Origin of the sequence: Methylobacterium sp. Leaf89 (assembly GCF_001422215.1) — a bacterium.
Classification (GTDB): domain Bacteria; phylum Pseudomonadota; class Alphaproteobacteria; order Rhizobiales; family Beijerinckiaceae; genus Methylobacterium.
On sequence record NZ_LMML01000012.1, the window covers coordinates 330 to 23,168 of the forward strand.

General features: G+C 70.7%; 20 protein-coding genes. 13 read left to right on the forward strand and 7 right to left on the reverse strand.

Annotated elements, in window-relative coordinates; all coding sequences use genetic code 11:
• Nucleotides 1-277: 277 nt before the first annotated feature.
• From hpnA to ASF18_RS06435, 6 genes are read left to right on the forward strand one after another with little or no spacing between them, the layout of a single operon-like run.
• A complete protein-coding gene (gene hpnA / locus ASF18_RS06410) occupies nt 278-1,300 on the forward strand; it encodes a hopanoid-associated sugar epimerase (protein ID WP_056350286.1) in 1,023 nt (340 codons plus the stop codon).
• On the forward strand, nt 1,300-2,211 hold the full coding sequence (gene hpnC / locus ASF18_RS06415; protein ID WP_056350289.1) for a squalene synthase HpnC: 912 nt from the start codon (nt 1,300-1,302) through the stop codon (nt 2,209-2,211). Before hpnA ends, hpnC begins: the two co-directional genes overlap by 1 nt.
• Nucleotides 2,208-3,062, forward strand: coding sequence for a presqualene diphosphate synthase HpnD (gene hpnD, locus ASF18_RS06420; protein ID WP_056350290.1), 855 nt, complete (start codon nt 2,208-2,210; stop codon nt 3,060-3,062). The genes hpnC and hpnD overlap by 4 nt, the downstream gene beginning before the upstream one ends.
• Nucleotides 3,062-4,366, forward strand: a complete 1,305-nt coding sequence (gene hpnE / locus ASF18_RS06425) for a hydroxysqualene dehydroxylase HpnE (protein WP_056350293.1) — start codon at nt 3,062-3,064, stop codon at nt 4,364-4,366. The genes hpnD and hpnE overlap by 1 nt, the downstream gene beginning before the upstream one ends.
• A 39-nt stretch (nt 4,367-4,405) precedes the next feature.
• On the forward strand, nt 4,406-6,403 hold the full coding sequence (shc, locus tag ASF18_RS06430) for a squalene--hopene cyclase (protein ID WP_056217401.1): 1,998 nt from the start codon (nt 4,406-4,408) through the stop codon (nt 6,401-6,403).
• 52 nt (nt 6,404-6,455) lie between these two features.
• A complete protein-coding gene (locus ASF18_RS06435) occupies nt 6,456-7,160 on the forward strand; it encodes a phosphorylase (RefSeq protein ID WP_056350294.1) in 705 nt (234 codons plus the stop codon).
• Nucleotides 7,161-7,199: 39 nt separating this feature from the next.
• On the opposite strand, the gene ASF18_RS06440 is transcribed toward ASF18_RS06435, so the two are convergent.
• Both ASF18_RS06440 and ASF18_RS06445 read right to left on the reverse strand, forming a co-directional pair.
• Nucleotides 7,200-8,486 carry a DUF5666 domain-containing protein gene (locus tag ASF18_RS06440; RefSeq protein ID WP_056350297.1) on the reverse strand — a complete coding sequence of 429 codons (1,287 nt, stop codon included), beginning with the start codon at nt 8,484-8,486 and terminating at the stop codon, nt 7,200-7,202.
• A gap of 11 nt (nt 8,487-8,497) precedes the next feature.
• Entirely contained in the window at nt 8,498-9,331 is an 834-nt protein-coding gene (locus tag ASF18_RS06445; protein ID WP_056350299.1) for a DUF6502 family protein, read from the reverse strand.
• A 137-nt stretch (nt 9,332-9,468) separates the two neighbouring features.
• Between ASF18_RS06445 and ASF18_RS06450 the strand changes: the two genes are divergently transcribed.
• Together ASF18_RS06450 and ASF18_RS25035 are read left to right on the forward strand one after the other, a co-directional pair.
• Nucleotides 9,469-9,759, forward strand: coding sequence for a hypothetical protein (locus tag ASF18_RS06450; RefSeq protein ID WP_056217388.1), 291 nt, complete (start codon nt 9,469-9,471; stop codon nt 9,757-9,759).
• The gene (locus tag ASF18_RS25035; RefSeq protein ID WP_274534738.1) at nt 9,759-9,890 is read left to right on the forward strand and encodes a hypothetical protein; all 132 of its coding nucleotides are present in this window, start codon (nt 9,759-9,761) and stop codon (nt 9,888-9,890) included. The genes ASF18_RS06450 and ASF18_RS25035 overlap by 1 nt, the downstream gene beginning before the upstream one ends.
• Before the next feature lie 267 nt (nt 9,891-10,157).
• Here the strand turns inward: ASF18_RS25035 and ASF18_RS06455 are convergent, their stop codons facing one another.
• The 3 genes from ASF18_RS06455 to ASF18_RS06465 all read right to left on the reverse strand — a co-directional run bounded on the left by ASF18_RS06455 (nt 10,158) and on the right by ASF18_RS06465 (nt 13,495).
• Nucleotides 10,158-11,006, reverse strand: coding sequence for a BLUF domain-containing protein (locus tag ASF18_RS06455; protein ID WP_056350300.1), 849 nt, complete (start codon nt 11,004-11,006; stop codon nt 10,158-10,160).
• A 43-nt stretch (nt 11,007-11,049) separates the two neighbouring features.
• Entirely contained in the window at nt 11,050-12,774 is a 1,725-nt protein-coding gene (locus ASF18_RS06460; RefSeq protein WP_056217384.1) for an EAL domain-containing protein, read from the reverse strand.
• Between the two features lie 466 nt (nt 12,775-13,240).
• A complete protein-coding gene (locus ASF18_RS06465; RefSeq protein WP_056217382.1) occupies nt 13,241-13,495 on the reverse strand; it encodes a hypothetical protein in 255 nt (84 codons plus the stop codon).
• A gap of 838 nt (nt 13,496-14,333) precedes the next feature.
• On the opposite strand from ASF18_RS06465, the gene ASF18_RS06475 reads away from it, so the two are divergent.
• The gene (locus ASF18_RS06475) at nt 14,334-16,565 is read left to right on the forward strand and encodes a VTT domain-containing protein (RefSeq protein ID WP_156649699.1); all 2,232 of its coding nucleotides are present in this window, start codon (nt 14,334-14,336) and stop codon (nt 16,563-16,565) included.
• Here the strand turns inward: ASF18_RS06475 and ASF18_RS06480 are convergent.
• A complete protein-coding gene (locus tag ASF18_RS06480) occupies nt 16,532-17,317 on the reverse strand; it encodes an endonuclease/exonuclease/phosphatase family protein (protein WP_056350304.1) in 786 nt (261 codons plus the stop codon). The genes ASF18_RS06475 and ASF18_RS06480 overlap by 34 nt on opposite strands.
• A 17-nt stretch (nt 17,318-17,334) precedes the next feature.
• Entirely contained in the window at nt 17,335-17,586 is a 252-nt protein-coding gene (locus tag ASF18_RS06485) for a hypothetical protein (protein ID WP_056350306.1), read from the reverse strand.
• Between the two features lie 454 nt (nt 17,587-18,040).
• Between ASF18_RS06485 and ASF18_RS06490 the strand changes: the two genes are divergently transcribed.
• The 4 genes from ASF18_RS06490 to ASF18_RS06505 all read left to right on the forward strand — a co-directional run bounded on the left by ASF18_RS06490 (nt 18,041) and on the right by ASF18_RS06505 (nt 22,837).
• Nucleotides 18,041-19,597 (forward strand): ABC transporter substrate-binding protein, encoded by a 1,557-nt coding sequence (locus ASF18_RS06490; protein ID WP_244472612.1) that lies wholly within the window; start codon nt 18,041-18,043, stop codon nt 19,595-19,597.
• A 292-nt stretch (nt 19,598-19,889) separates the two neighbouring features.
• On the forward strand, nt 19,890-20,870 hold the full coding sequence (locus ASF18_RS06495) for an ABC transporter permease (protein ID WP_056217371.1): 981 nt from the start codon (nt 19,890-19,892) through the stop codon (nt 20,868-20,870).
• Nucleotides 20,867-21,829: an ABC transporter permease gene (locus tag ASF18_RS06500; protein WP_056217367.1), complete on the forward strand. Its 963-nt coding sequence runs from the start codon at nt 20,867-20,869 to the stop codon at nt 21,827-21,829. The genes ASF18_RS06495 and ASF18_RS06500 overlap by 4 nt, the downstream gene beginning before the upstream one ends.
• Nucleotides 21,830-21,853: 24 nt before the next feature.
• Nucleotides 21,854-22,837, forward strand: a complete 984-nt coding sequence (locus ASF18_RS06505; protein ID WP_056350308.1) for an ABC transporter ATP-binding protein — start codon at nt 21,854-21,856, stop codon at nt 22,835-22,837.
• Nucleotides 22,838-22,839 lie beyond the last annotated feature (2 nt).

The window sequence follows — 22,839 nt, forward strand, 5'->3', positions numbered from 1 at the left end:
GCCGGACGCCATGTACGCCGAGGCCGGCCTCGACGCCGCCGGCATCCTCCAGACCGTCAAGAACGCCCTGCCCGAGCGGAAGGCCGGGCAGTCGGGACGCCTGCGGCTCGCCTGAGCCGCCGGGCGGACGCACGGAGCATCCGGGCTTTGCGGCCCGGGTGTGTCCCCGTTGCGCTTGTCCGACACCGGTTTCGATGACAAAAGCGCGCCATCCTCGGGTCCGAAGTCCGCTTCGGGCTCCGCGCACGCACAAGATCCTCAGACCCTTACGAGAGAAATGCCACAGGCGACCCCTTCCGGCCCGTTCGATGCCGGCCCGGTTCTCATCACGGGCGCGAGCGGTTTCCTGGGAGCGGCCCTGGTCGACGTCTTCCGCAAGGCCGGCTTCCCCGTCCGGATCATGGTCCGGGCCACCTCGCCGCGCACCAACCTGACCTGGACCGACGTCGAGATCGTCGAAGGCGACATGCGCGACCGCGCGGCGGTGGCACGGGCTCTCCAGGGCCAGCGCTATCTCGTCCACGCGGCCGCCGACTATCGCCTCTGGGCTCCGGATCCGGAGGAGATCGTCGCCACCAACCGCGACGGCGCCGTGATCCTGATGGAGGAGGCCCTGCGGGCCGGCATCGAGCGCGTCGTCTATACGTCGAGCGTCGCCACCATCAAGCCGCACGACGACGGCGCGTCGGCCGATGAGACCCGTCCCCTCACCCCCGCCACGGCCATCGGCGCCTACAAGCGCAGCAAGGTCGTCTCCGAGCGCGTGGTCGAGGAGATGGCCGCCCGCAACGGCCTGCCCGTGGTCATCGTCAATCCCTCGACGCCGATCGGCCCGCGCGACGTCAAGCCGACTCCGACCGGCCGCATCATCCTGGAAGCCGCCTTGGGCCGGATGCCGGCCTTCGTCGATACCGGACTGAACCTTTCCCACGTGGACGACGTCGCCGCCGGCCACCTGCTGGCCCTCCGGCACGGCCGGATCGGTGAGCGCTACATCCTCGGTGGTGAGAACGTGCTCCTGTCGCAGATGCTGGCGGACATTGCCGGCATGGTCGGCCGCAGGCCCCCGACGGTGAACCTGCCGCGGGCGGTGGTCTACCCGATCGCCTTCGTCTCCGAGCAGATCGCCCGCTTCACCGGCAAGGCGCCCTTCGCCACGATCGACGGCATCCGGATGTCCCGCTACCGGATGTTCTTCTCCGACGCGAAGGCGCGGGCCGAGCTCGGCTATACCGCCCGGCCCTACCGCGAGGGCCTGTCCGACGCGATCGCCTGGTTCCGCCAGGAAGGACGCCTGTGATGAGCACGACGATCCAGACAGCCACCGAGGCGCGCACCGGCAAGGGCTACCGCGACGAGAACTTCCCCGTCGCGTCGCACCTGATCCATCCGAAGCATCGCGGCGCGATCCTGGCGTTCTACGATTTCGTGCGCGCCGGCGACGACGTCGCCGACCATACGGGCCTGACGTCGGAGCGGAAGATCGAGCTCCTCGACGCCCTGGCCGACGACCTGACGGGCACCCGCCCGGCCGATTCGGCCGCCGAACCCCTGCGCCGGGAACTCGCCGCCCGCGGGCTCGCGCCGACGCACGCCCTCGAACTCCTCGACGCCTTTCGCCTCGACGCGCGCAAGAGCCGCTACGCCGACTGGGACGAGCTGATCGCCTATTGCCGCCTGTCGGCCATGCCGGTCGGCCGCTACGTGCTCGACGTGCACGGCGAGGATCGCAGCGTCGTCTGGGGCCCGTCGGACGCGATCTGCGCAGCCCTGCAGATCATCAACCACCTGCAGGATTGCGGGAAGGATTTTCGCAAGATCGATCGGGTCTACCTGCCGCAGGAGACCCTCGACTCGCATGGTGCCGCGATCTCGGAGCTGGCCGCCGAGAAGGCCTCCCCGGCGCTCCGCGGCGTCATCGGCGAGCTGGCGCAGCGTACCATGGGGCTGCTCGACGAAGGCGCGGTGCTGCCCGACCTCATCGCCGACCTGCGCCTCAGCCTGGAGATCGCGGCCATCCATCGCCTCGCCGTCGTGCTGTGCAAGGGGCTGATGACGCGCGATCCCCTGAGCGAGAAGGTGCATCACGGCAAGGCCGCCTTCGCCCTGACCGCGTTCGGTGGCATCGCCGCGACCCTGGCGCGCCGACCCCTGCGAGGCCGGACCCTGAAGGCTCAGGCCGCGAAGGTCGCGCGAGGGAACCGGGCATGAGCGCAACCCTGTCTCCCGCCGCCGAAACCGCGTCCCCCCCGGTCGACGCCCTTCCGGCGAAATCCTCGTCGTTCTACACGGCGATGCGCCTGCTGCCGCCGGATCGCCGCGCGGCGATGTACGCGGTCTACGCCTTCTGCCGGGCCGTCGACGACGTCGCCGACGACGGCGGCCCCGCCCCCGTGCGCGCCGCGGAACTCGACCGCTGGCGCGCCGACATCGACGACCTCTATGCCGGACGGCCGGCGCCGCGGGTGCAGGACCTCGTCGTGCCGATCCGCCGCTACGGTCTCCTGCGCGAGGACTTCCAGGCGGTGATCGACGGCATGGCGATGGATGCCTTCGAGGACATCGTCGCACCCGACGAGGCCACCCTCGACCTCTATTGCGACCGGGTCGCCAGCGCGGTCGGCCGCCTGTCGGTGCGGATCTTCGGGATCGCCGAGAAGGAGGGCATCGCCCTCGCCCACCATGAAGGCCGTGCCCTGCAGCTCACCAACATCCTGCGCGACATCGACGAGGATGCGGAACGCAACCGCCTCTACCTGCCGCGCGAGAAGCTGGCCGCCATCGGCCTGACCGCGCCGACGCCGCAGGCCGCCATCGACCATCCGCGCATCGGCGAGGTCTGCATCGCCGTCGCCCGCGAGGCCGAGGCCCATTACCGGGCGACCTGGGACATCATCGCCAAGTGCCCGCGCAAGGTAACTAAGGCGCCGCGCCTCATGGCGGCGGCCTATCGGTTGTACCTCGACGCCGTCCTGGCCCGCGGCTGGGAGAAGCCCCGCGCCCGCGTCAAGCCGAGCAAGCGCGCGCTCCTCGGCGTCGTCCTCCGACACGGGATCGTCTGATGGTGGGCACGGTCCACATCGTCGGAGCGGGTCTCGCCGGGCTGTCCGCCGCCGTGTCACTGGTGGAGCGCGGTGCGCGCGCCGTCGTGCACGAGGCGGCCAAGCAGGCCGGAGGCCGCTGCCGTTCGTACTACGATCCGACCCTCGGGCTGACCATCGACAACGGCAACCACCTGCTCCTGTCGGGCAACACCTCGGCGCTCGCCTTTATGCGCACGATCGGTGCACCGGAGAGCGCCCTGTCCGGCCCGGACGAGGCGGCCTTCCCCTTCGCCGACCTGAAGACCGGTGAGCGCTGGACCCTGCGCCCCAACGCGGGGCGCGTGCCGTGGTGGGTCCTGCAGGCCTCGCGCCGGGTGCCCGGTACGGCGGCGCGCGACTACCTCGCGCCCCTGGGCATCCTGAAGGCCGCGGCCGGCAAGGCGCCGGGCCAGGGTGGCACCATCGGCGAGAGCATGGCCTGCGAGGGCATGCTCTACGACCGCCTGTGGCACCCGGTGCTGCTGGCCGCCCTCAACACCGATCCCAAGGAGAGCGACACCGGACTCGCGGCGACAATCCTGCGCGAGACCCTGGGGGCCGGCGGAAAAGCCTGCCGGCCGCTGGTCGCCGTCGGCGGCCTCTCGGCGGCCTTCGTCGATCCGGCGGTGGACTATCTGACCCGGCGCGGCGCGCAGCTGCGCTTCGGCCACCGCCTGCGCAGCCTCGCCCTCGGGGACGGCCGGATCGCCGGCCTCGTCTTCAGCGACGAGACCATCGCGCTCGCCCCCGAGGACTCGGTGGTCCTCGCCCTGCCGCCCTGGGTCGCCTGCGACCTGCTGCCGGGCCTGCCGGCGCCGCAGAGCCACCGCTCCATCGTCAACGCGCATTTTGCTGTGATTCCGCCGCCGGGATCGCCGTTACTGCTCGGCGTGGTGAACGGAATGACGGAGTGGCTCTTTGCCTATCCGGATCGTCTATCCGTGACCATCAGCGGCGCCGATCGCCTCTTGGATGTGCCGCGCGAAGATTTGGGACGTCAGATCTGGTCCGAAATCGTGACTTTGACCGGTCTTGCACCCGAACTGCCCAGCTGGCAGATCGTCAAGGAGAAGCGGGCGACCTTCGCGGCAACGCCGGCCGAGGCCGCGCGGCGCTCCGGCGCCGTCACGGCCCACGAGAATCTCGTCCTGGCAGGCGATTGGACCGCGACCGGTCTGCCATCGACGATCGAGGGAGCCATCCGTTCAGGAACAACCGCCGCATCGGCCCTCGCCCGGAGGACCGGCACGTGCGGACAGGCACGAGCGCGCGGCGCGGCGTGAGATAAGGCGGCCGCCTGCGCGGCCGGTGAGGCGAGGACGATGCGGGACGCATTCAGGAAGGTCGAGGCGCTGCAGCGCCCGAAGACTCAGGAGATCTCCCTCGAGGATGTCGAGCGGGGAGTCGTGCGCGCGACCCAGGCGCTGACGGCGCTGTCGCATGCCGACGGCCACCTGTGCTTCGAGCTCGAGGCCGACGCGACGATCCCGTCCGAATACATCATGTTCCACCAGTTCCGCGCCACCGAGATCGCGCCGGAGCTGGAGACCAAGATCGGCAACTACCTGCGCCGCACGCAGGGCAAGCACGGCGGCTGGGCCCTGGTCCATGACGGCCCGTTCGACATGAGCGCCAGCGTGAAGGCCTATTTCGCCCTCAAGATGAGCGGCGATTCGATCGAAGCCCCGCACATGCGCCGGGCGCGCGAGGCGATCCTGTCCCGCGGTGGCGCCGCCAATTCGAACGTCTTCACCCGCTTCCTCCTGGCCCTCTTCGGCGAGGTCCCGTGGCGCGCGGTGCCGGTGATGCCGGTCGAGATCATGCATCTGCCGAAGTGGTTCCCCTTCCACCTCGACAAGGTCTCGTACTGGGCGCGCTGCGTGATCGTGCCGATGCTGGTGATCCAGGCGAGGAAGCCGCTCGCCCGCAATCCCCGCGGGATCGGCATCCCGGAGCTGTTCGTCGCCCCGCCGCAGACCGTGCGCACCTGGCCCGGCAGCCCCCACGCGACCTGGCCCTGGACGCCGATCTTCGGTGCCATCGACCGGATGTTGCAGGTCTCGCAGGATTACTTTCCGAAGACGCCGCGGGCGCGCGCCACGGACAAGGCCGTGGCCTGGGTCAGCGAGCGCCTCAACGGCGACGACGGCCTCGGGGCGATCTTCCCCGCCATGGTCAACACCGTGCTGATGTACGATGTGCTCGGCTACCCGGCCGACCATCCCCAGGTGCGGATCGCATGCGAGGCGATCGAGAAGCTCGTGGTCGTCAAGGAGCACGAGGCCTACGTGCAGCCCTGCCTGTCCCCGGTCTGGGACACGGCGCTGGCCGGCCATGCCCTCCTCGAGGCCGGGGGCCCCGACGCGGAGCATCAGGCCCGGCGCGGCCTCGATTGGCTGAAGCCGCTCCAAGTCCTCGACATCAAGGGCGACTGGGCCGCTGGCCGGCCGAACGTCCGCCCCGGCGGCTGGGCCTTCCAGTACGCCAACCCGCACTTCCCGGACCTCGACGACACCGCCGTGGTGGTGATGGCGATGGATCGCGCCATGCACCAGCACGGCCTCGTCGCCGACGTGCCGGATTACGGCAACGCCATCGCCCGGGCCCGCGAGTGGGTCGAGGGCCTGCAGTCGAGCGACGGCGGCTGGGCCGCCTTCGACGCCGACAACAACCACCATTACCTGAATCACATTCCGTTCTCCGACCACGGCGCCCTGCTGGATCCGCCCACGGCCGACGTCACGGCCCGGGTCGTCTCGATGCTGGCGCAGCTCGGCGAGACCCGGGAGAGTTCCAAGGCCCTCGACCGCGGCGTCACCTACCTCCTGAACGACCAGGAGGAGGACGGCTCCTGGTACGGCCGCTGGGGCATGAACTTCATCTACGGCACCTGGTCGGTGCTGTGCGCCCTGAACGCGGCCGGCGTCGATCCGGCCTCTCCGGAGATCCGCAGGGCCGTCGCCTGGCTGATCCGCATCCAGAACCCCGATGGCGGCTGGGGCGAGGACGCCTCGTCCTACAAGATCGATCCGGCCTTCGAGCCCGGCTACTCCACCGCCTCGCAGACGGCCTGGTCGCTGCTGGCCCTGATGGCGGCCGGCGAGGCCGACGATCCGGCGGTGACTCGCGGGATCAACTATCTGACCCGCACCCAGGGCGCCGACGGGTTCTGGTCCGAGGAGCGCTACACCGCGACCGGCTTCCCGCGGGTGTTCTACCTGCGGTACCACGGCTACCCGAAGTTCTTCCCCCTCTGGGCCATGGCGCGCTACCGCAACCTCCAGCGCAGCAACACCCGGACGGTCGCCTTCGGCATGTGATGCGAAGGCCCGTGATGCGAAGACTCTGGTTCACGATCGATCGCGTAACAGCATGAGCGCGATCGCCACGTCCGGTGCCCTCCCCGTCCTGGCCGTGACCGGCCTCGCCAAGGAGGCGCGCCTCGCCTCCGGCGCCGGCGTTCGCGCAATCGGGGCGGGGGGCGACCCGGAACGCCTGCGCGCCCTCCTGGCCGCGCGGCACGAGCCGGGATGCCGCGCCGTGGTCAGTCTCGGCATCGCCGGCGGTCTCGATCCGGCCCTGGTGCCCGGCGACGTGCTGATCGCCACCGCCATCGTCACGCCGACGCAGCGCTACCCGGCCGATCCGGCCATCGCCGCGGCCTGGATGCGCGCGCTGGCGGGATCGGGCTCGACCGTCCGCGAAGCCGTGCTGGCCGGCGTCGATGCCGCCGTGATCGACGTGTCCGCGAAGGCCGCCCTGCGCACCGCCACCGGGTGCGCCGGCGTCGACATGGAATCTCACGTCGCGGCGGCCTATGCCGCGCGGCACGGGCTGCCCTTCGCGGCCCTGCGCATCGTCTGCGATCCGGCCGACCGCGCGATCCCGGCCTTCGCTGCGCAGGCGCTGAAGCCCGACGGCGAGCCCGACATCCGCGCGGTCCTCGCCGCCATCGCGCGCCGGCCCGGCCAGATTCCCGCGCTGATCCGCCTGGCGCGCGACTCGGGCCGCGCCTTCCAGAGCCTCACCCGGTGCCGGGCCCGCCTCGGAACGGCCCTCGGCGTCCCGGCCGCCTGACACCGCGCCTCTCGCAGAGCGCGCCACGACGGCGACGGTTCAGCGTCCGCCCGGCCCGCCCGGACCACGTCCGGGGCCACCGCCGAAGCCGCCCGGACCTTCCGGCCCCCCGGGCCCTCCCCCCGGACCACGTCCGAAGCCGCCGGGGCGCTCAAACCCGCCGGGGCGCTCGATGCCGCCCGGTCCACCCTCGAACCCACCCCCGGGGCGTGCATGCTCGCCGCCCGACGGCAAGCGGGTATCGATATCGAAGCGCGGTGGGCCGCCGGGTTGGCTCCCGGGCATGCGTCCGTCGAGGCCGCGTCCGTCGAGGCCGCGCCCCTCGAAACCACGGCCCTCGGATCTCGGGAGCGATCCCCGATCAGGACCCGTCTGAGGGCCGGGGCGCTCGGTGCCGCGCGTGTCGATGCGCAGGCTCTCGACGGCGAGGCGGCCGTCACGGGCCGGCTCGGCGGTGACGACCGCGCGGACGCTGCCGCGGCGGGGCAATCCGGGATCGGGCCGACCGGCGATGTCGAGGCCGGACCCGATCTGGAGACCCCGTGCATTTCGGCCGACATAGGCCTCGATGGAGACGCGGCGCAGGCCCGGAACGAACAGGGCGCGCGATTCCTCGAACCCCGTCACCGTGAGGCTCGACCCCGCCGGAACGCCCGTGACGATGGCGCGCCGTCCGATCTGCCCGGCATCGACGCCGACGAGGCGGAGATCGCCGATCGCCGGACTGCCATCCGGCCCCCGTCGGACCGGACCGGCCACCCGCGCGGCTCCCTCCGACCGCCGTTCCACCAGACTGGCGACGACGACTCCGTCGGGGCGCCGCAGGCCGCTCACCGCGACGCGGTCGCCGACCCTCCATCCGTCACGCTGGGTCGTCGGCAGGGCGACCCGTTGGCCGAGGACGGTCAGTCCGCCCTTCCGGAGGGCCTCGACCGGTCCGACGACCTCGCTCGTGACGTCGATGCGGCGCGTGGCGAGGATGCCGCCGGTCTCGAGAGCGACGACGCGGACCACGTGCCCGATCCGAAGGTCGCTCACCGCCGCCGGTCGCCCGTCGATCCGCACGGGGACGTCTTGCGGATAGGTGATGCGCAGGTCGTTGACGATGATCGATCCGAACTTGCGGATCGTTCCGATCACGCCCGTGCCGCCCAGGCCGCGGTCGCCCTCCGACTCCGATCCGTCACCCGGCGGGTGGCTCGGGCGCGCGCCGGTGCCGCCGATGCCCTGGTCGCGGATCGGTGGGAGCGGGTCGGCGCGGGCCGCAAGCGCGAGGGGCGCCACGGCAAGCAGGCGCAGGGCGTCGCGGCGGTTCGGTGCGCGCATGGACGCTGTCCTCACGCCTTCGCCGCCGCGGCCGGCGCATCCTCGGCATAGACGTAGACGCCGAAATTCCAGCGATGGGCGCCGCCGGCATCGGTCTCACAGGCCGCGTGGGCCTCGCGGTTGGCCTGCTGCAGCGCCTCCATGGCGATCTCGCGGGCGCGGGCCTCGAGGCGATCGGCCAGCTCCTTCGACAGGCCGTCGTAATGAACCGCGCGCTCGAGGAAGCGCGGGATCGGCGCAGTGACGTTGGCGACGCTCGCGGCGATGTGGTCGTGCAGGTTGCGACCGAAGTAATAGAGCTGCGACTCCCCACCGCCCTTCGGCACGTAGGCCGCCTCCGCGAGGACGATGTGGCCGTCGGCATCGGCGACCACGAGTCCCCGGTCGAGCCACTCGTCGAGAACGGCGCGGGGGCGCAGATCGCGGGTCACGGCCGCGACGAGATCCTCGAAGGACGGGCCCTTCCCGTCGCTCGCCCGCGTCAGGGGCCGGGGTTGGCCGTCCGGGTCGGTGAAGGCGGGATCGGCGAGCCAGCGCGCGATGATCCGGCTGGTCCGCGACACGGAGGACGGCACGGCGCTGACGGGAGCGCCAGCGCCGCGCAGACGGCTGACCTCCTTGCGGTGGATCCCGGTCAGCAGGCTGACCCGACTGTCGGTCTGCTCCTTGCCCGGCAGCGCGAAGTCGTACTCGGCGACGTTCACGTAGAGTTCGCGCAGGAGCGTGGTGAGCGCCGGAAAGGTGATGCCCCGTGCCACGAAGAGGCGCACGAGCGGCCGGAGCAGACGCGCGACGGGGGCGTGGAGGTTCGCCCCCTCGGAAGGTGTCTCGGTCGGATCGGCCATGCGCACACCATAGCCGCCGGGCTGTGGGAGACAATCCCACGGCGTGCGTCCCGACACCCGATCTCCACCGACTCTGATTGACGTGGGAAATTTACCCACATAAAAACGAGGTTGTGAGTTCAGGTCGGAGTTCTGCCATGGCCGAGTTGAGGCCCCTTTATCCCACGGACGCCTTGCCGCCGCTGCGGGCGGGCGCGCCGATGCGCTCCGCAGGTCCGGCGGCCCGGCCGCTGGCTCCCCTCGCGCGCGGCTTGGCCGTCCTGGCGGTCGTGGCTCTGGGCACCCTCGTCCTCGGATCCGCGGGCCAGCGGACGCTATCGGCGGCAAAGGACGTGACGGCGGCGACGGACATGCCGCGGGTCGCCGCCACCCGCCTCGCTGCGCCCCGTCGGATGGCTGCGGCGTCCGACCTTTCGCGGGCGAACTGATGTCCGGCGTCGCGCGCCGTTCCCCCAGCCGGTCGGATCCTCGACAACCGCGCCTGATCGTCGACCTGCTCCTCTGCGCCGTTCCGGCGGTCGCCACCGTCGTCCTGCTGATCCTCGGCCTCCAGGGCTGAGTCTCACGGTCATCGGCGCCCCGATCCCGACACCCCCTCCGGCCACCGCCATCACAGACGAATCGCAGCACGCCCGATGTATCGCGCCGATCCCCGCCTGAGCCCGTCGCTGCAGGCCTGCCTACCCCGTCGCCGGCCCCTTCGGACACGGCTCGCCGATGCGCGAACCTTCTCCGCCTGGTGGCGCGCGCTCATCGGCCGGCCGGGTGGCAGGCCGGCGGAAGCGCATCGACGCGCCTGACCCACTCGACCTGCGTCCCGGCCCCGTCACGCGGCTCGGACGGACGCCGCGACGACGGGCGCGTCGGGCGACCTGCGGACCGCCTCGGCCTCGCGGCACAGGGCCGAGGCCAGGCAGCGGGCGCGCTCCACCCAGATGTCGCGCTCCTGGCGGAGGGCCTCGACCGCGGCGCTGTCCTGTGTCCGCGCGATGCGCAGGTCGTCGATCTCCTCGCGCAACGCCGTGGTCCGGCGCCGCTCCTGAGCCAACGCCTCCCGCAGCACTACCAGCGCGGCGTGATCGGACGCGGCGGGATGGCCGGCTGGACCGGGCGGGTTGACCGGACGCAGGTCGGCCACCTCCGCGCGGAGACGGTCGACGTCGAGACCGGTCCTGTCGGGCGCCGGAGCCGCCGCGGGGGCGTCCGTGGTGCCCGGATCGACGGGCACCGGCGCGGAGGCGGGAATGCCCTCCTCCTCGATCACCAGACCGTGGAGCATCCGGAACACGGCGTCGCCGTCGAGCCGGGACAGGTCGAACCCGCTCTCGCGGGCGAGATCGCTCCACAGCGTCTGTCCGGTCTCGGCCTGACCGACGAAGGCCATGGACCAGTTCGCGAAGCCCCGCGCCTCGGTCGGCCCGCATTCGAGAACCGTGACGTCGCCGTGCCGCTGATCGCGCTGAATCCGCTCGAAGGTCCGCTCCACCCCCTGGCGCGGGCCTTCCAGCACCTGCGCGAAGGCGCCGCCGTTGAACATCAGGGCGCCGGTCACGCCGACCTCGGCGTTGTTCCGTTGCGAGGTCTCGAGGATCTGCGCCACCGCGTGGCTCGCTTCGGCGTCGGGCACCTGAAGCAGGTTCTTGCTGGCATAGACGAGACGGTAGAGGTCGCTCATTTCCGATCTCCGGAAAGGGGGAACAGGGTCGGGAGCGGCCGCCTCACGCCTGGGCGAGGCCGTGCGGGCCGAGGTCGGTGAAGAGGGCCAGGAGCGCCTCGGCCGGGATCGGACGGCTCACCAGGTAGCCCTGGACGTCGGTGCAGCCCTCGGCGCGGATGCGGCGCATCTGGTCCTCGGTCTCGACGCCCTCGGCGACGGTGGTCATGCCGAGACTGCGCCCGAGACCCGCGATCGCGCGGATCACCGCGTCTCCGTCCGGCTTCTGGGTGATGTCGGCCACGAAGGAACGATCGATCTTGATCTTGTCGAAGGGGAACGAGCGCAGGTAGCTCAAGGAGGAGTACCCGGTCCCGAAATCGTCCATGGAGACGCGGATGCCGAGGGCCCGCAGCCGGTGCAGGGTCCGCAGGGTGCGCTCATTCTCCTGGAGCAGCACGCCCTCGGTGATCTCGATCTCCAGGCGGCTCGCGGGGAGTCCGGAACCTGCCAGTGCGGAGACGATGACCTCGACGAGACGATCGCCCTTGAACTGCGCGGGCGACACGTTCACCGCGACGGTGATCGCCGCGGGCCACGTCACGGCATCGCGGCAGGCCTGGCGGATGACCCATTCGCCGATCGGGACGATCAGCCCGATCTCCTCGGCGAGGGGAATGAACTCCCCCGGGGGGACCATGCCGCGCTCCGGGTGATGCCAGCGCAGCAGCGCCTCGCAGCCGGTCACGCGATCGTTCTCGAGATTCAGCTGCGGCTGGTAATGGAGAGAGAATTCGCGCCGGCCGAGGGCCTGGCGGATGTCGAGTTCGAGGCGACGCCGCGCCTGCATGCGCGCGTCCATCTCGGCCTCGAAGAAGCGGAAGGCCCCGCGCCCATCGAGCTTCGCCCGGTAGAGGGCGAGATCGGCGCATTTCAGGAGACGATCCGCGTCGGTCCCGTCGCGGGGCGCCACGGCCACGCCGACGCTGGCGCCGATGGTGAGCAGTTGCCCCTCGATCATGTAGGTGCGGCCGATCAGGTCGACGATGCGGCGCGCCAGGACGCGTGTCTCCTCGAGGTCCGTCACGCCGTGCTGAACCACGACGAACTCGTCTCCCCCGATGCGGGCGACCGTGTCGCTGGGACGGAGCGTGGCACTGAGGCGGTCGGCGACCTTGGCGAGGAGCGCATCGCCGATGGCGTGACCCAGGGTGTCGTTGACGGGCTTGAACCGGTCCAGGTCCACCAGAAGCACCGCGCAGGTGCCGTCGGAGGTCTCCACCTGGACGAGCGCATCCTCAAGGCGTTCGCGCAGGTGGAGGCGGTTCGGCAGGCCGGTCAGGGGGTCGAGGCGCGCCCGCTCGCTGGCGGCAATCTCGGCGGCGCGGCGCAGGGTGACGTCTTCGACGGTGATGGTCCAACCCTGGCAGGCCCCGCGGGAGGGGCCGAAGGGCTGGATGCCGATCTCGAGCGTCAACCCCGCGCGCAGGATCTCGAAGGCAAGGCCCTCGCAGCGCTCCAGGGCGCGCCGCACCTGGGCGAACAAGGCGTTCCTGCGGAGGGGCAGGAGGCGGCAGAGGGTGTGCAGGGCCTGACGGAGACTGGGACGATCGGGCAGGCCGAACCCGCCCACAAGCTCCCGCGCCGGCCCGGTGCAGAGGACCAGCCGGCCCCGCTCGAACACGATGAACCCCTGTCGCACCACGTCGAGATACGGCGCCAGACCGAGGGCGGCCTCAGCCGGCCCTGGAATCGTCTCCGGTCTCGCCAGAACCTGGACTGCCTGCATCACGTCGCCGCTCCGGTGCGCATCCGGGGTGCGCCAGCACGGAGAGAATAGAGCCCTGAAAGTAAATTATAGGTTCTTGCACCACGGATTTTCAGATCCGAAAATCATCGCCGATGAAGGAGGCTGTCGTACAGCACTACGCCGTCCAGACCCCACCCGATCCCGTAGGATCAGCCGCGATGGAAGCGAGCATTACAGACTATCGTCACCTGTTGGAAGGTAACGATTCTGCACTTTATCGTTCTCTGTGCTTCAGCGTTCGAATGGTCTCGCCGACACGATCGGGGGGCAAGGCATCGGCGAGACCCGGTCGATCCGAAGACGGCGCGACGGGGAGACCATGTCCGACGATTGCGGACCACACATTCACACACATCAACGCCATGGAGGATCGCCACGCACGAAGACCTTTCCGTCGCGATCCGCAACGCGGTGTGATCGAGACGACGCGCGAACGCGGGCCGTCTCAGCCGAAGGATCGGCCCTCCGACAATTGCCGGGCAATCCAAGCCTGCGCTTCGTCGAGATCCGCGAAGATCGGCGCATGCGGATCCTCCACGCACCCGAAGCCCGCCTCCAGAAACCAATGTCCCGCCTCGGAGTCATGCTCGCTGGAGAGCTGGACGAGCACGGCGACGAGAATCCCATCCTCGAAAACCAACCGGCTCTCGCGGTCATTGCTGCCCGTCGCGATCTGAACGGGCTGGAGTTTCATGGTCATGCCGTGGCCAGCGTTCCCAGGTACAGGGACTTCGGATTGGATTCCGCCATCGATTTCAGAGGCTGACGATTGCGGAGCTTCCGCGTCCCACCCTTGCGTTCAATCACGCCTCGGCGCCCGAGTTCCTGAAGCGCACGACCCACGTGCACATTCGAGAGGCCGACGGGATCGGCGGGATCACTCGGGTGACCGGGGGCTCGCTCGCTGACTTCCCATGTGTCTCGACCGCGTCGCAGGCGACGGCCTCCCCCCAAAGCCACGAGACCCTGGCGGCGATGCGGAGCGCTCAGCGCTGCTGGGTGACGCTGGCCGAGGCGGCCGATCGGCGCCCGATCGAGGCGGGCGGATGCACCGCGCCCCCGGGCCTAATCGTCGGCGTGCGACGGATCCTTCGCGCGCACAGGCTCCACGTCGTCGAGGGAGGGGACGTAGGCGCACCAGGCGCATCGGCCGGCCTCTGCCCCGCGCGGGGTGTTCGCCTGGGAGCAGAGCGGGCAGACCACGAGCCGAAGTCCCCCGTCGCAGAGGACGCCGCGCCCACGGCCGCGGAAGGTGATCTCGGCATCCTGGGGAATGGCTTTTGAATCCTGCGTTGTCGCGCCCCATCGCCGGGCTCGCGGCGCATGGCCTGATCGTCCGGCCAGCCGGTGGGCGGGGTGCGCGAGCGATAGCGGATGCGCCGCGAGGGTGCAAAGGTGGATGCTGCAGCGCATCGCTTCGACGCGCGAAGCATTCTGTGTGACCGTGCCGGAACAGCCGGGGGAACGGGAGACGCGGTGAGACGAAGCCGGAGAAGCGGAGCGTTCATCGATTTTCGGCGTGACGCGAGCGCGGCCGTTTGACATCAACCGTTATGCGCTCCTGGCTTCTCATCCTGCTCGGTCTGGCGGCAACGGCTGCCGTCTGGTTCCTCCTGCCGGTTCAGGACTGGCTCCAGGCCTTCGGCGCCTGGACGGCAGGACTCGGCCCCCTCGGTCCCGTCGCCTTCGCGGCCCTCTTCATCCTGGCCACGCTGCTGGTGATCCCGGGCACGCCGCTGACGATCGCCGGCGCACTGGCCTTTGGATGGTGGTCCCTGCCGATCGTCCTCGCAGCGGCGACGATCGGCTCGGTCCTGGCGTTTTTCGCGGCGCGATCCGTCCTGAGGCAGCGCGTCGAGCGCGTCATCGCCCGGCGTCCCGCGATGGTTGCCACGATGGAGGCGGTGGGCGACGGCGGATGGCAGTTGCTGACCCTGATGCGGGTCAGTCCCTTCGTGCCCTTCAATGCGCAGAACTACATCCTCGGCCTGACGCGCGTCCGCATGCGGGACTTCCTCGTCTCGACCCTCCTCGGCATGATCCCCGGGACGATTCTCTGCGTTTATCTCGGCGTGATCGGCCGGACGGCGGCAGACTCGGCCGCCCACTGGATTCCGCTGGGGCTCGGCCTAGCCGCGACCCTCGCCGCCGTCGCGGTGACGCGTCGCCGGGTGCAGGCGAAGCTCGCCGCGCGCGGACTGCATCCGGCTCCGCGAGCCTCCCGGGCGCCCGGCCCCCCCGCGCCGGGGCCACCCCGCCCCGAGGGGCGCTGGCTGCGGCCGGGCCAGACCTGCTGGCGCATCGAGCAGGCCCATCGGGTCGCCGTGCTCCATGACGGCGCCGCGTATTTCGCGGCCGCCCGCAGCGCCATGCTGGCGGCGCGCCACTCCGTCCTGCTGATCGGCTGGAGTTTCGACCCGCGCCTGCGCCTCGCGCCGGATGGGAGCCATGCCCCGGAGGGGGAAACCCTGGCGGACCTCCTCCAGAGCCTGCGCGCCTGCCGGCCGGACCTCGCGATCCATCTTCTGATCTGGGACATGCCGTGGCCGCTCTCGGCCGGACGGGACCTGACGCCCGCGGCGGTCCGCGCCCTGCTCGGTCCCGGCATCACGTACCGGGTCGATGCGACGCTGCCCTTCGGCGCCTGCCAGCACCAGAAGATCCTCGTCGTCGACGATGCGATGGCCTTTTGCGGCGGCGGCGACTTCGAGGCCAATCGCTGGGACACGCCGGCCCACCGGGACGGCGATCCGCGCCGGCGCCTCCCGAACGGCGAGGCCTATCCGCCGCGCCACGACATCATGATGGCGGTCGATGGGCCGGCGGCGGCCGCCCTGGGGGACCTTGCGCGCCAACGCTGGCTCGATGCAACCGGCGAGCGGCTGACGCCCCCGCCCGCGCGGGACGGCACGCCCTGGCCGGCCTCCGTGACCCCGCTCCTCAGGGACATGTCGGTCGCCCTGTCGCGCACCCGGCCCGCCGGCCGGAAGCGCGTGGCTTTGCAAGAGAACGCCGCGTTGTACGCTGCCGCCATCCGGGGCGCCGCCCGCGTCATCTACCTGGAGAACCAGTACCTCACATCGCCCCTGATCGGCGACGCGCTGATGGAGCGCCTCGGCGAGGCCGAGGGACCGGAAATCATCATCGTGGTGGCCGAGCGCAGCCCGAACGCCTTCGACCGGCTGACCATGGACAGCGCCCGGCGGGGACTGATCCACAAGCTTCGGGCGGCCGACCGCCACGACCGCCTCCGCATCCTGGCGCCGCATACGCCGGAGGGACGCCCGATCCTCGTGCATTCCAAGGTCGGCATCTTCGACGATCGCCTGGTGCGTGTCGGGTCGACCAATCTCAACAACCGCTCCCTCGGCTACGACAGCGAGTGCGACCTCGCCCTCGAGGTCCTGCCGGCCGAGGACGCGCCCCTCCTGCGATCCGCCATCCTGCGGCTGCGGGACGGCCTGCTCGCGCACCATTCGGGCTGCCCGCGCGATATCTTCGAGGAGGCCGTGCGCCGGCGCGGCTCCCTGCGCGCAGTGCTCGACGACCCCGCCCTGGTGGCGCCCCGCCGACTCTGCCCGGTGGTGCCCTCACCCCGCGGCGCCCTGGCGCGCGTGGTGGAGTCTTGGCATCTCGGCGACCCCGCGAGCGTGCGCGACGCCTGGCGGCCCTGGCGCCGGACCGGCGCCCTGGACCAGGTCCGGCGGGGCGAGCACCCCGCAGAGGCCCCCGCGACTCAGGCCTCGGGGGCGGCGGCCGGCGTGTCCTGAGGCCGCCGCACCGCCCGCGGCGGCGCGGCGAAATCCAGCGTGGCCAGGAGCGGGAGATGATCGGACGCGCGACGCGCGTCACCGTCGCGCAGCACCGCCACGTGGTCCACCCGGAGGCCGGGGCCGACGAAGACGTGGTCGAGGCGCAGCACCGGATAGCGGCTGGGGAAGGTCGCGCGCCCCGCCCGGCTGCGCGCGATTGCGCGGGCGTCGCTGAGCTGCGCGGTCAGTTGACGGTAGGCCCGCGACCACGGCGTCGCGTTGAAGTCGCCCGCCAGGACCACCGGTCCCGCCGCCGATGCCGCCGCGAGCCAGTCGGGACCGAGCAGCGCCGCCAGCTGCCCTTTCTGCTCCGCCGCGACGAGGCCGAGATGGGTGTTGAGGACCTGAAGGCGGTGTCCGTCGCACGCGACCTCCACCCACAGGGCGCCCCTCGGCTCGAGACCGGGCCGACCGGCGAGCCCCGGCAGGCCCCCGGCCCTGATGAGGCGGGAGGGATGCCGCGTGAGGATCGCGTCGCCGTAACGCTCCGTCTCGACCTGGAGCGCGGCGTGGAAATGCGCCCGCAGGCCGAGTTGCCGGGCGAGGGCCTGGGCCTGGTCGACGCCGCCGGTCCGGGCACGGCCGAGATCGACCTCCTGCAGCGCGACGATGTCGGCGTGGCTCGACCGGATGGCACGGGCCACGCGCTCCAGGTCGACGCGCCCGTCGGTGCCGCGGCCGTGGCGGATATTGTAGCTGAGGAGGCGCAAGGGCGGGGCGACCTCCGTCAGGCCGAGGGCTCGGCCAGGCGGGTGCGATGCCGGTCGAGGGCGGCCCGCAATTGCGGCAGGAACGGCGAGTGGCTGTCCCACGGCCTCACCGCCTCCTGCAGCCGCTCCAGGGCCTCGACCTGGGCGGACAGGCCCTGGGCCTGGGAGAGATACGCCCAGATCGCGTCCTCGGCCTCGCCGATCGCGACGGGCTGTTCGGCCAGCAGGAGGCCTTGGAAGCGCTGCAGCGTGTGGTCGAGATCGGCCATGTCGAACTCCCTGGGTCCTCGGTGACGATCGGCCCGGCACGAACCGGGCGCGGTGCACGCCCCGCGCCGAGCCCAGGCACCGGCGGGCCGGCTCCGTCGGGTGCCTGATCGTAAATCATATGGAGCGGCGCCCGCGCTCGGGGAGCGTCCCCCGGGCCCGACACGACAATCCGGGCCCTGTCGTCCGGATGCACCCGTCGCTGCGTTTCGACCACGTTGGGTTGGGACTTGACCGATTCGTGGCTATTGACCGATTTTTGGGCATGAAATGGCCCGGTCGATGGGCGGTGGCGGGTCCGCGGCTTCGGCGTGGACGGCGCGGAGAACCCGGTTCGGGCTTGGCCCGATCCATGCCAAGGTGTCGGCAGTCGCGTGGGAAGCAGACTCGAAGAGGATGGGTGCCTTGTTGAAGTCCACGGTCAAAGCGTTCGTCTCGGCCACCGCCCTCGCCGCCGTGCTGGGCCTGTCCGCCACCGCCCCGGCCGCCGCGGCGAACGTCTTCCGCTTCGCCTTCCAGGGCGACATCAAGTCCCTCGACCCCTACTCCCTGAAGGAAAGCTTTACCATCGGCATGCACGGGGCGGTCTTCGACTCGCTCATCACGCGCGACAAGGACCTGAAGCTCGCGCCCATGCTGGCGGAATCCTGGGAGAATCCGGAGCCGACGCGCTGGCGTTTCCACCTGCGCAAGGGCGTGAAGTTCCATGACGGCTCGGACTTCACCGCCGACGACGTGATCTTCTCGGCCACCCGCGTGCGGGCGCCGGGCTCGAACTTCACCACCAACGTGCCGTCCGACGCCGAGTGGGTGAAGATCGACGACCACACCGTCGACATGAAGCTCAAGAGCCCCAACCCCATCGCCCTGTACCAGTTCTCGACCTGGTACATCATGTCGAAGTCCTGGGCCGAGAAGAACGGCGCCGTCGCGCCGACCCTGCCGAGCGCCACCTCCACCAGCTACGCCGCCCTGCACGAGAACGGCACCGGGCCGTTCATCATCACCGAGCACCAGCCCGGCGTGCGCACGGTGTTCAAGAAGAACCCGAACTACTGGGGCAAGGTGGAGTCGAACCTCGACGAGGCGGTCTTCACCACCATCCAGAACGACGCCACCCGCGTCGCCGCCCTGATCTCCGGCGAGGTCGACTGGATCGACCCCGTGCCCCTGCAGGACGCCCAGCGCGTCAACGGGAGCGGCACCGCCACGGTGATGGCCGGGCCGGAGCTGCGCACGATCTTCCTCGGCATGGACCAGTCCCGCGACGAGCTGAAGGACTCGAACGTCAAGGGCAAGAACCCGTTCAAGGACGTGCGCGTGCGCGAGGCCTTCTACCGGGCCATCGACGAGGAGACGATCGCCAAGCGCGTCATGCGCGGGCAGGCGGCGCCCTCCGCCCTGCTGATCGCGCCGGTGCTGTTCCCCCGCGCCTCCGAGTTCAAGCGGCCGGACTACGACCCGAAGCGCGCCAAGCAACTCCTCACCGAGGCCGGCTATCCGGACGGCTTCTCCCTGGGCATGGATTGCCCGAACGACCGCTACGTCAACGACGAGGCGATCTGCCAGGCCGTGGTCTCGATGCTGGCCCGGGTCGGCGTGAAGGTGAACCTCAACGCGCAGCCCAAGGCCAAGTACTTCGCCAAGGTCCTGGCGCCGGCCTACGACACCTCGTTCTACCTCGTCGGCTGGACCCCCTCCTCCCAGGATTCGCACAACATCCTGTTCGAGATCGCCGGCTGCCGAAACGGCTCCAAGCCCGGACGCGGCAACTGGAACCTCGGCAATTACTGCAACCCGAAGGTCGACGCGCTCGCCGATTCCGTCGAGGCCGAGAGCGACCAGACCAAGCGCAACGCCGAGATCAAGGAGGGGTTCGACACCATCCAGGCCGATTGGGGCTTCATCCCCCTGCACCAGCAGGCCCTCGCCTGGGGCGTCTCCAAGAAGGTCACCCTGGTCCAGCGGCCGGACAACATGCTGATGCTGTACTGGGTCTCGAAGCAGCCGTGACACCCATGACCGATCTGTTTCAGGATCTGGCACCGACCCGCGTCTCCGCCCGGCGCGGACAGGGCGATCGCATCCGCTGGCGTGTCCGCCGGGATGGCGCGTGGAGCACCCCGTCATTCCGGGGCCGCGCAGCGGAGCCCGGAATCCAGAAACGAAGGTGGTGCAGGACTTCACACCGTCGGCAGTCCTGGATTCCGGGCTCGCCTGCGGCGCCCCGGAGTGACGTCGCGCTTCGGTCTGCGATCGCTCGGCGTGCCGGTCTTGGCGATGTGCACGATCGGATCGCCCGCCCATGATCGCCTTCATCCTCCAGCGCCTGCTCCAGTCGGTCGCGGTGCTGTTCGCCGTCGGCCTGATCGCGTTCTCGATGTTCCGCTTCGCCGGCGACCCGGTGAACCAGATCGTGGGCGTCGACACGCCCTATGCCGAGCGCGTCGCCATCCGGAAGGATCTCGGGCTCGACGATCCGGTGGCGGTGCAGTTCCTGCGCTACGCCGGGAACGTCGCCCGGGGCGAGTTCGGCACCTCGTACCAGTTCCGCCAGCCGGTCTCGGCGCTGCTGGCCGAGCGCATGCCCGCCACCCTCGAACTCGCGCTCTGTGCCACGCTGTTCGCCCTCACCGTCGGCATCCTCATGGGGGTCTACTGCGCCCTGCGGCGGGACACCTGGCTCGCCAAGGTCTTTCTGGCCATCTCGCTCATCGGCATCAGCCTGCCGACCTTCCTCATCGGCATCCTGCTGATCTTCCTGTTCTCCGTGACGCTGGGCTGGCTGCCCTCGTTCGGGCGCGGCGACACCGTGCGGCTGGGCTGGTGGACGACCGGGTTCCTCACCGCCTCGGGCCTGCGCGCCCTGATCCTGCCCTCGGTCACCCTGGGGCTGTTCCAGATGACCCTGATCATGCGGCTGGTGCGGGCCGAGATGCTGGAAGTGCTGCGCACCGACTACATCCGCTTCGCCCGGGCGCGGGGGCTCACCACCCGCTCGATCCACCTCGGTCACGCCCTGAAGAACACCCTGGTGCCGGTCATCACCATCGCGGGCCTGCAGCTCGGCTCGGTCATCGCCTTCTCGATCATCACCGAGACGGTGTTCCAGTGGCCCGGCATGGGCCTGCTCTTCGTCCAGGCGGTGCAGAACGTCGATATCCCCATCATGGCGGCCTACCTGCTGCTGGTCGCCGCCATCTTCGTCGTCATCAACCTCGTGGTGGACGTGCTCTACACCATCGTCGATCCCCGCCTGCGGCTGTCCACGGGACGGGCCTCATGAGCGCCTCCGTGCAGGACACCCCCCTCCTCCCGCCGGCGCCGGTGAAGCGTTCGGCGCTGGCCCGCTTCCGCGAGTCCGACGTCTATGCCAGCTTCCGCCGCTCGAAGCTGGCGATGGGGGCCTTCGCGGTCACCCTCGTCCTGGTCCTCCTGGCGCTCGCCGCCCCCGTGATCTCGCCGCAGAACCCGTACGATCCGGCCCAGCTCGAGCTGATCAACTCGAACCTGCCCCCGCTCTGGTACGCGGATGGGGTCGCGCCCTTCACCCTCGGCACCGACGACCAGGGCCGCGACGTGCTCTCGGCGGTGTTCTACGGCCTCCGCCTCTCCCTCATCGTCGGGCTGCTCGGCGTCGTCGTCTCCGGATTCCTCGGCATCGTGCTCGGGCTGGTGGCGGGCTATTTCGGCGGCTTCGTCGACACCCTCATCATGCGCATCGCCGACGTGCAGCTCACCTTCCCGGCCATCCTCATCGCCCTGGTGGTGGACGGCGTCGCCAAGGCCGCCGTCGGCAGCCAGATGGACACGAACGCCGCCATCGGGCTCATCGTGCTGTCGATCGGGCTGTCGTTCTGGGTGCAGTACGCCCGCACCGTCCGCTCCTCGGTGCTGGTGGAGAAGAACAAGGACTACGTCCAGGCCGGACGGCTGATCGGCCTGTCCTCGCCGGTGATCATGGTGCGGCACGTCCTGCCCAACGTCCTCGGCCCGGTCTTCGTCATCGCCACCATCAACCTCGCACTCGCCATCATCACCGAGGCGACCCTGTCCTTCCTGGGCACCGGCCTGCCCGATTCGATGCCGTCCCTCGGCACCCTGATCCGCACCGGCAACCGCTTCCTGTTCTCCGGCGAGTGGTGGATCGTCGCCTTCCCGGGCCTGGCGCTCGCCGGGCTCGTCCTGGCGATCAACCTGCTGGGCGACTGGCTGCGCGACGCCCTGAACCCGAAACTCCAGTGATCGCGCCGGCATGACACAGCTGCCATGACAGAGCCCGTCCTCTCGGTCCGCAACCTGCGCGTCGCCTTCGCGGGCCGGCGCGGCACCCTCACGGCCATCGACGACGTCTCCTTCGACATCGCGCGGGGCGAGATCCTCGGCGTCGTCGGCGAGTCCGGGGCCGGCAAGTCTGTCACCGGCTCGGCCGTCATCGGTCTCATCGACCCGCCCGGCGGCATCGTCGGCGGTCAGGTCCTGCTCAAGGGAGAACGCATCGACAACCTGCCGCCGGAGGCCCTGCGGCGCATCCGGGGCCGGCGCATCGGCATGATCTTCCAGGACCCGCTCACCAGCCTGAACCCGCTCTACCGGGTCGGCCGGCAGATCGTGGAGACCATCCGCACCCACACCGACCTGTCCGAGAAGGCGGCGCGGACGCGCGCCATCGACCTCCTGGCCGAGGTCGGCATCCCGGCCCCGGAGCGGCGGATCGACGGCTACCCGCACGAGTTCTCCGGCGGGATGCGCCAGCGCGTGGTGATCGCCCTGGCGCTCGCCGCCGAACCGGAGCTCATCATCGCCGACGAGCCGACCACGGCCCTCGACGTCTCGGTCCAGGCCCAGATCATCGCGCTCCTGAAGCGCCTCGGCAGCGAGCGGGGTACCGCCGTCATGCTGGTGACCCACGACATGGGCGTGATCGCGGAGGCGGCCGACCGGGTGGCGGTGATGTATTCCGGCCGGATCGCCGAGATCGGCCCCGTGCGCGACGTGGTGCAGAACCCGCTCCACCCCTACGCCAAGGGCCTGATGGGGGCGATTCCGACCCTGGCCCAGGAGACCAACCGCCTCGCCCAGATCCCCGGATCGATGCCGCGCCTGTCCGACATTCCGCCGGGCTGCGCCTTCAACCCCCGCTGTCCCTCCGTCTTCGGGCGCTGCCGCGTGGAGCGGCCGGACCCGATCCCGGTCGGCGCCCATCGGGTCGCCTGCCACCTCTACGACCGGTCGGAGGCCTCCGCCGCATGAAC

Excerpts from the sequence above, each read along its gene's own strand:
- hpnA (WP_056350286.1), top strand. The coding sequence starts at position 278 with ATGCCACAGGCGACCCCTTCCGGCCCGTTCGATGCCGGCCCGGTTCTC.
- hpnC (WP_056350289.1), top strand. The coding sequence starts at position 1,300 with ATGAGCACGACGATCCAGACAGCCACCGAGGCGCGCACCGGCAAGGGC.
- hpnD (WP_056350290.1), top strand. The coding sequence starts at position 2,208 with ATGAGCGCAACCCTGTCTCCCGCCGCCGAAACCGCGTCCCCCCCGGTC.
- hpnE (WP_056350293.1), top strand. The coding sequence starts at position 3,062 with ATGGTGGGCACGGTCCACATCGTCGGAGCGGGTCTCGCCGGGCTGTCC.
- shc (WP_056217401.1), top strand. The coding sequence starts at position 4,406 with ATGCGGGACGCATTCAGGAAGGTCGAGGCGCTGCAGCGCCCGAAGACT.
- ASF18_RS06435 (WP_056350294.1), top strand. The coding sequence starts at position 6,456 with ATGAGCGCGATCGCCACGTCCGGTGCCCTCCCCGTCCTGGCCGTGACC.
- ASF18_RS06440 (WP_056350297.1), bottom strand. The coding sequence starts at position 8,486 with ATGCGCGCACCGAACCGCCGCGACGCCCTGCGCCTGCTTGCCGTGGCG.
- ASF18_RS06445 (WP_056350299.1), bottom strand. The coding sequence starts at position 9,331 with ATGGCCGATCCGACCGAGACACCTTCCGAGGGGGCGAACCTCCACGCC.
- ASF18_RS06450 (WP_056217388.1), top strand. The coding sequence starts at position 9,469 with ATGGCCGAGTTGAGGCCCCTTTATCCCACGGACGCCTTGCCGCCGCTG.
- ASF18_RS25035 (WP_274534738.1), top strand. The coding sequence starts at position 9,759 with ATGTCCGGCGTCGCGCGCCGTTCCCCCAGCCGGTCGGATCCTCGACAA.
- ASF18_RS06455 (WP_056350300.1), bottom strand. The coding sequence starts at position 11,006 with ATGAGCGACCTCTACCGTCTCGTCTATGCCAGCAAGAACCTGCTTCAG.
- ASF18_RS06460 (WP_056217384.1), bottom strand. The coding sequence starts at position 12,774 with ATGCAGGCAGTCCAGGTTCTGGCGAGACCGGAGACGATTCCAGGGCCG.
- ASF18_RS06465 (WP_056217382.1), bottom strand. The coding sequence starts at position 13,495 with ATGACCATGAAACTCCAGCCCGTTCAGATCGCGACGGGCAGCAATGAC.
- ASF18_RS06485 (WP_056350306.1), bottom strand. The coding sequence starts at position 17,586 with ATGGCCGATCTCGACCACACGCTGCAGCGCTTCCAAGGCCTCCTGCTG.
- ASF18_RS06495 (WP_056217371.1), top strand. The coding sequence starts at position 19,890 with ATGATCGCCTTCATCCTCCAGCGCCTGCTCCAGTCGGTCGCGGTGCTG.
- ASF18_RS06500 (WP_056217367.1), top strand. The coding sequence starts at position 20,867 with ATGAGCGCCTCCGTGCAGGACACCCCCCTCCTCCCGCCGGCGCCGGTG.
- ASF18_RS06505 (WP_056350308.1), top strand. The coding sequence starts at position 21,854 with ATGACAGAGCCCGTCCTCTCGGTCCGCAACCTGCGCGTCGCCTTCGCG.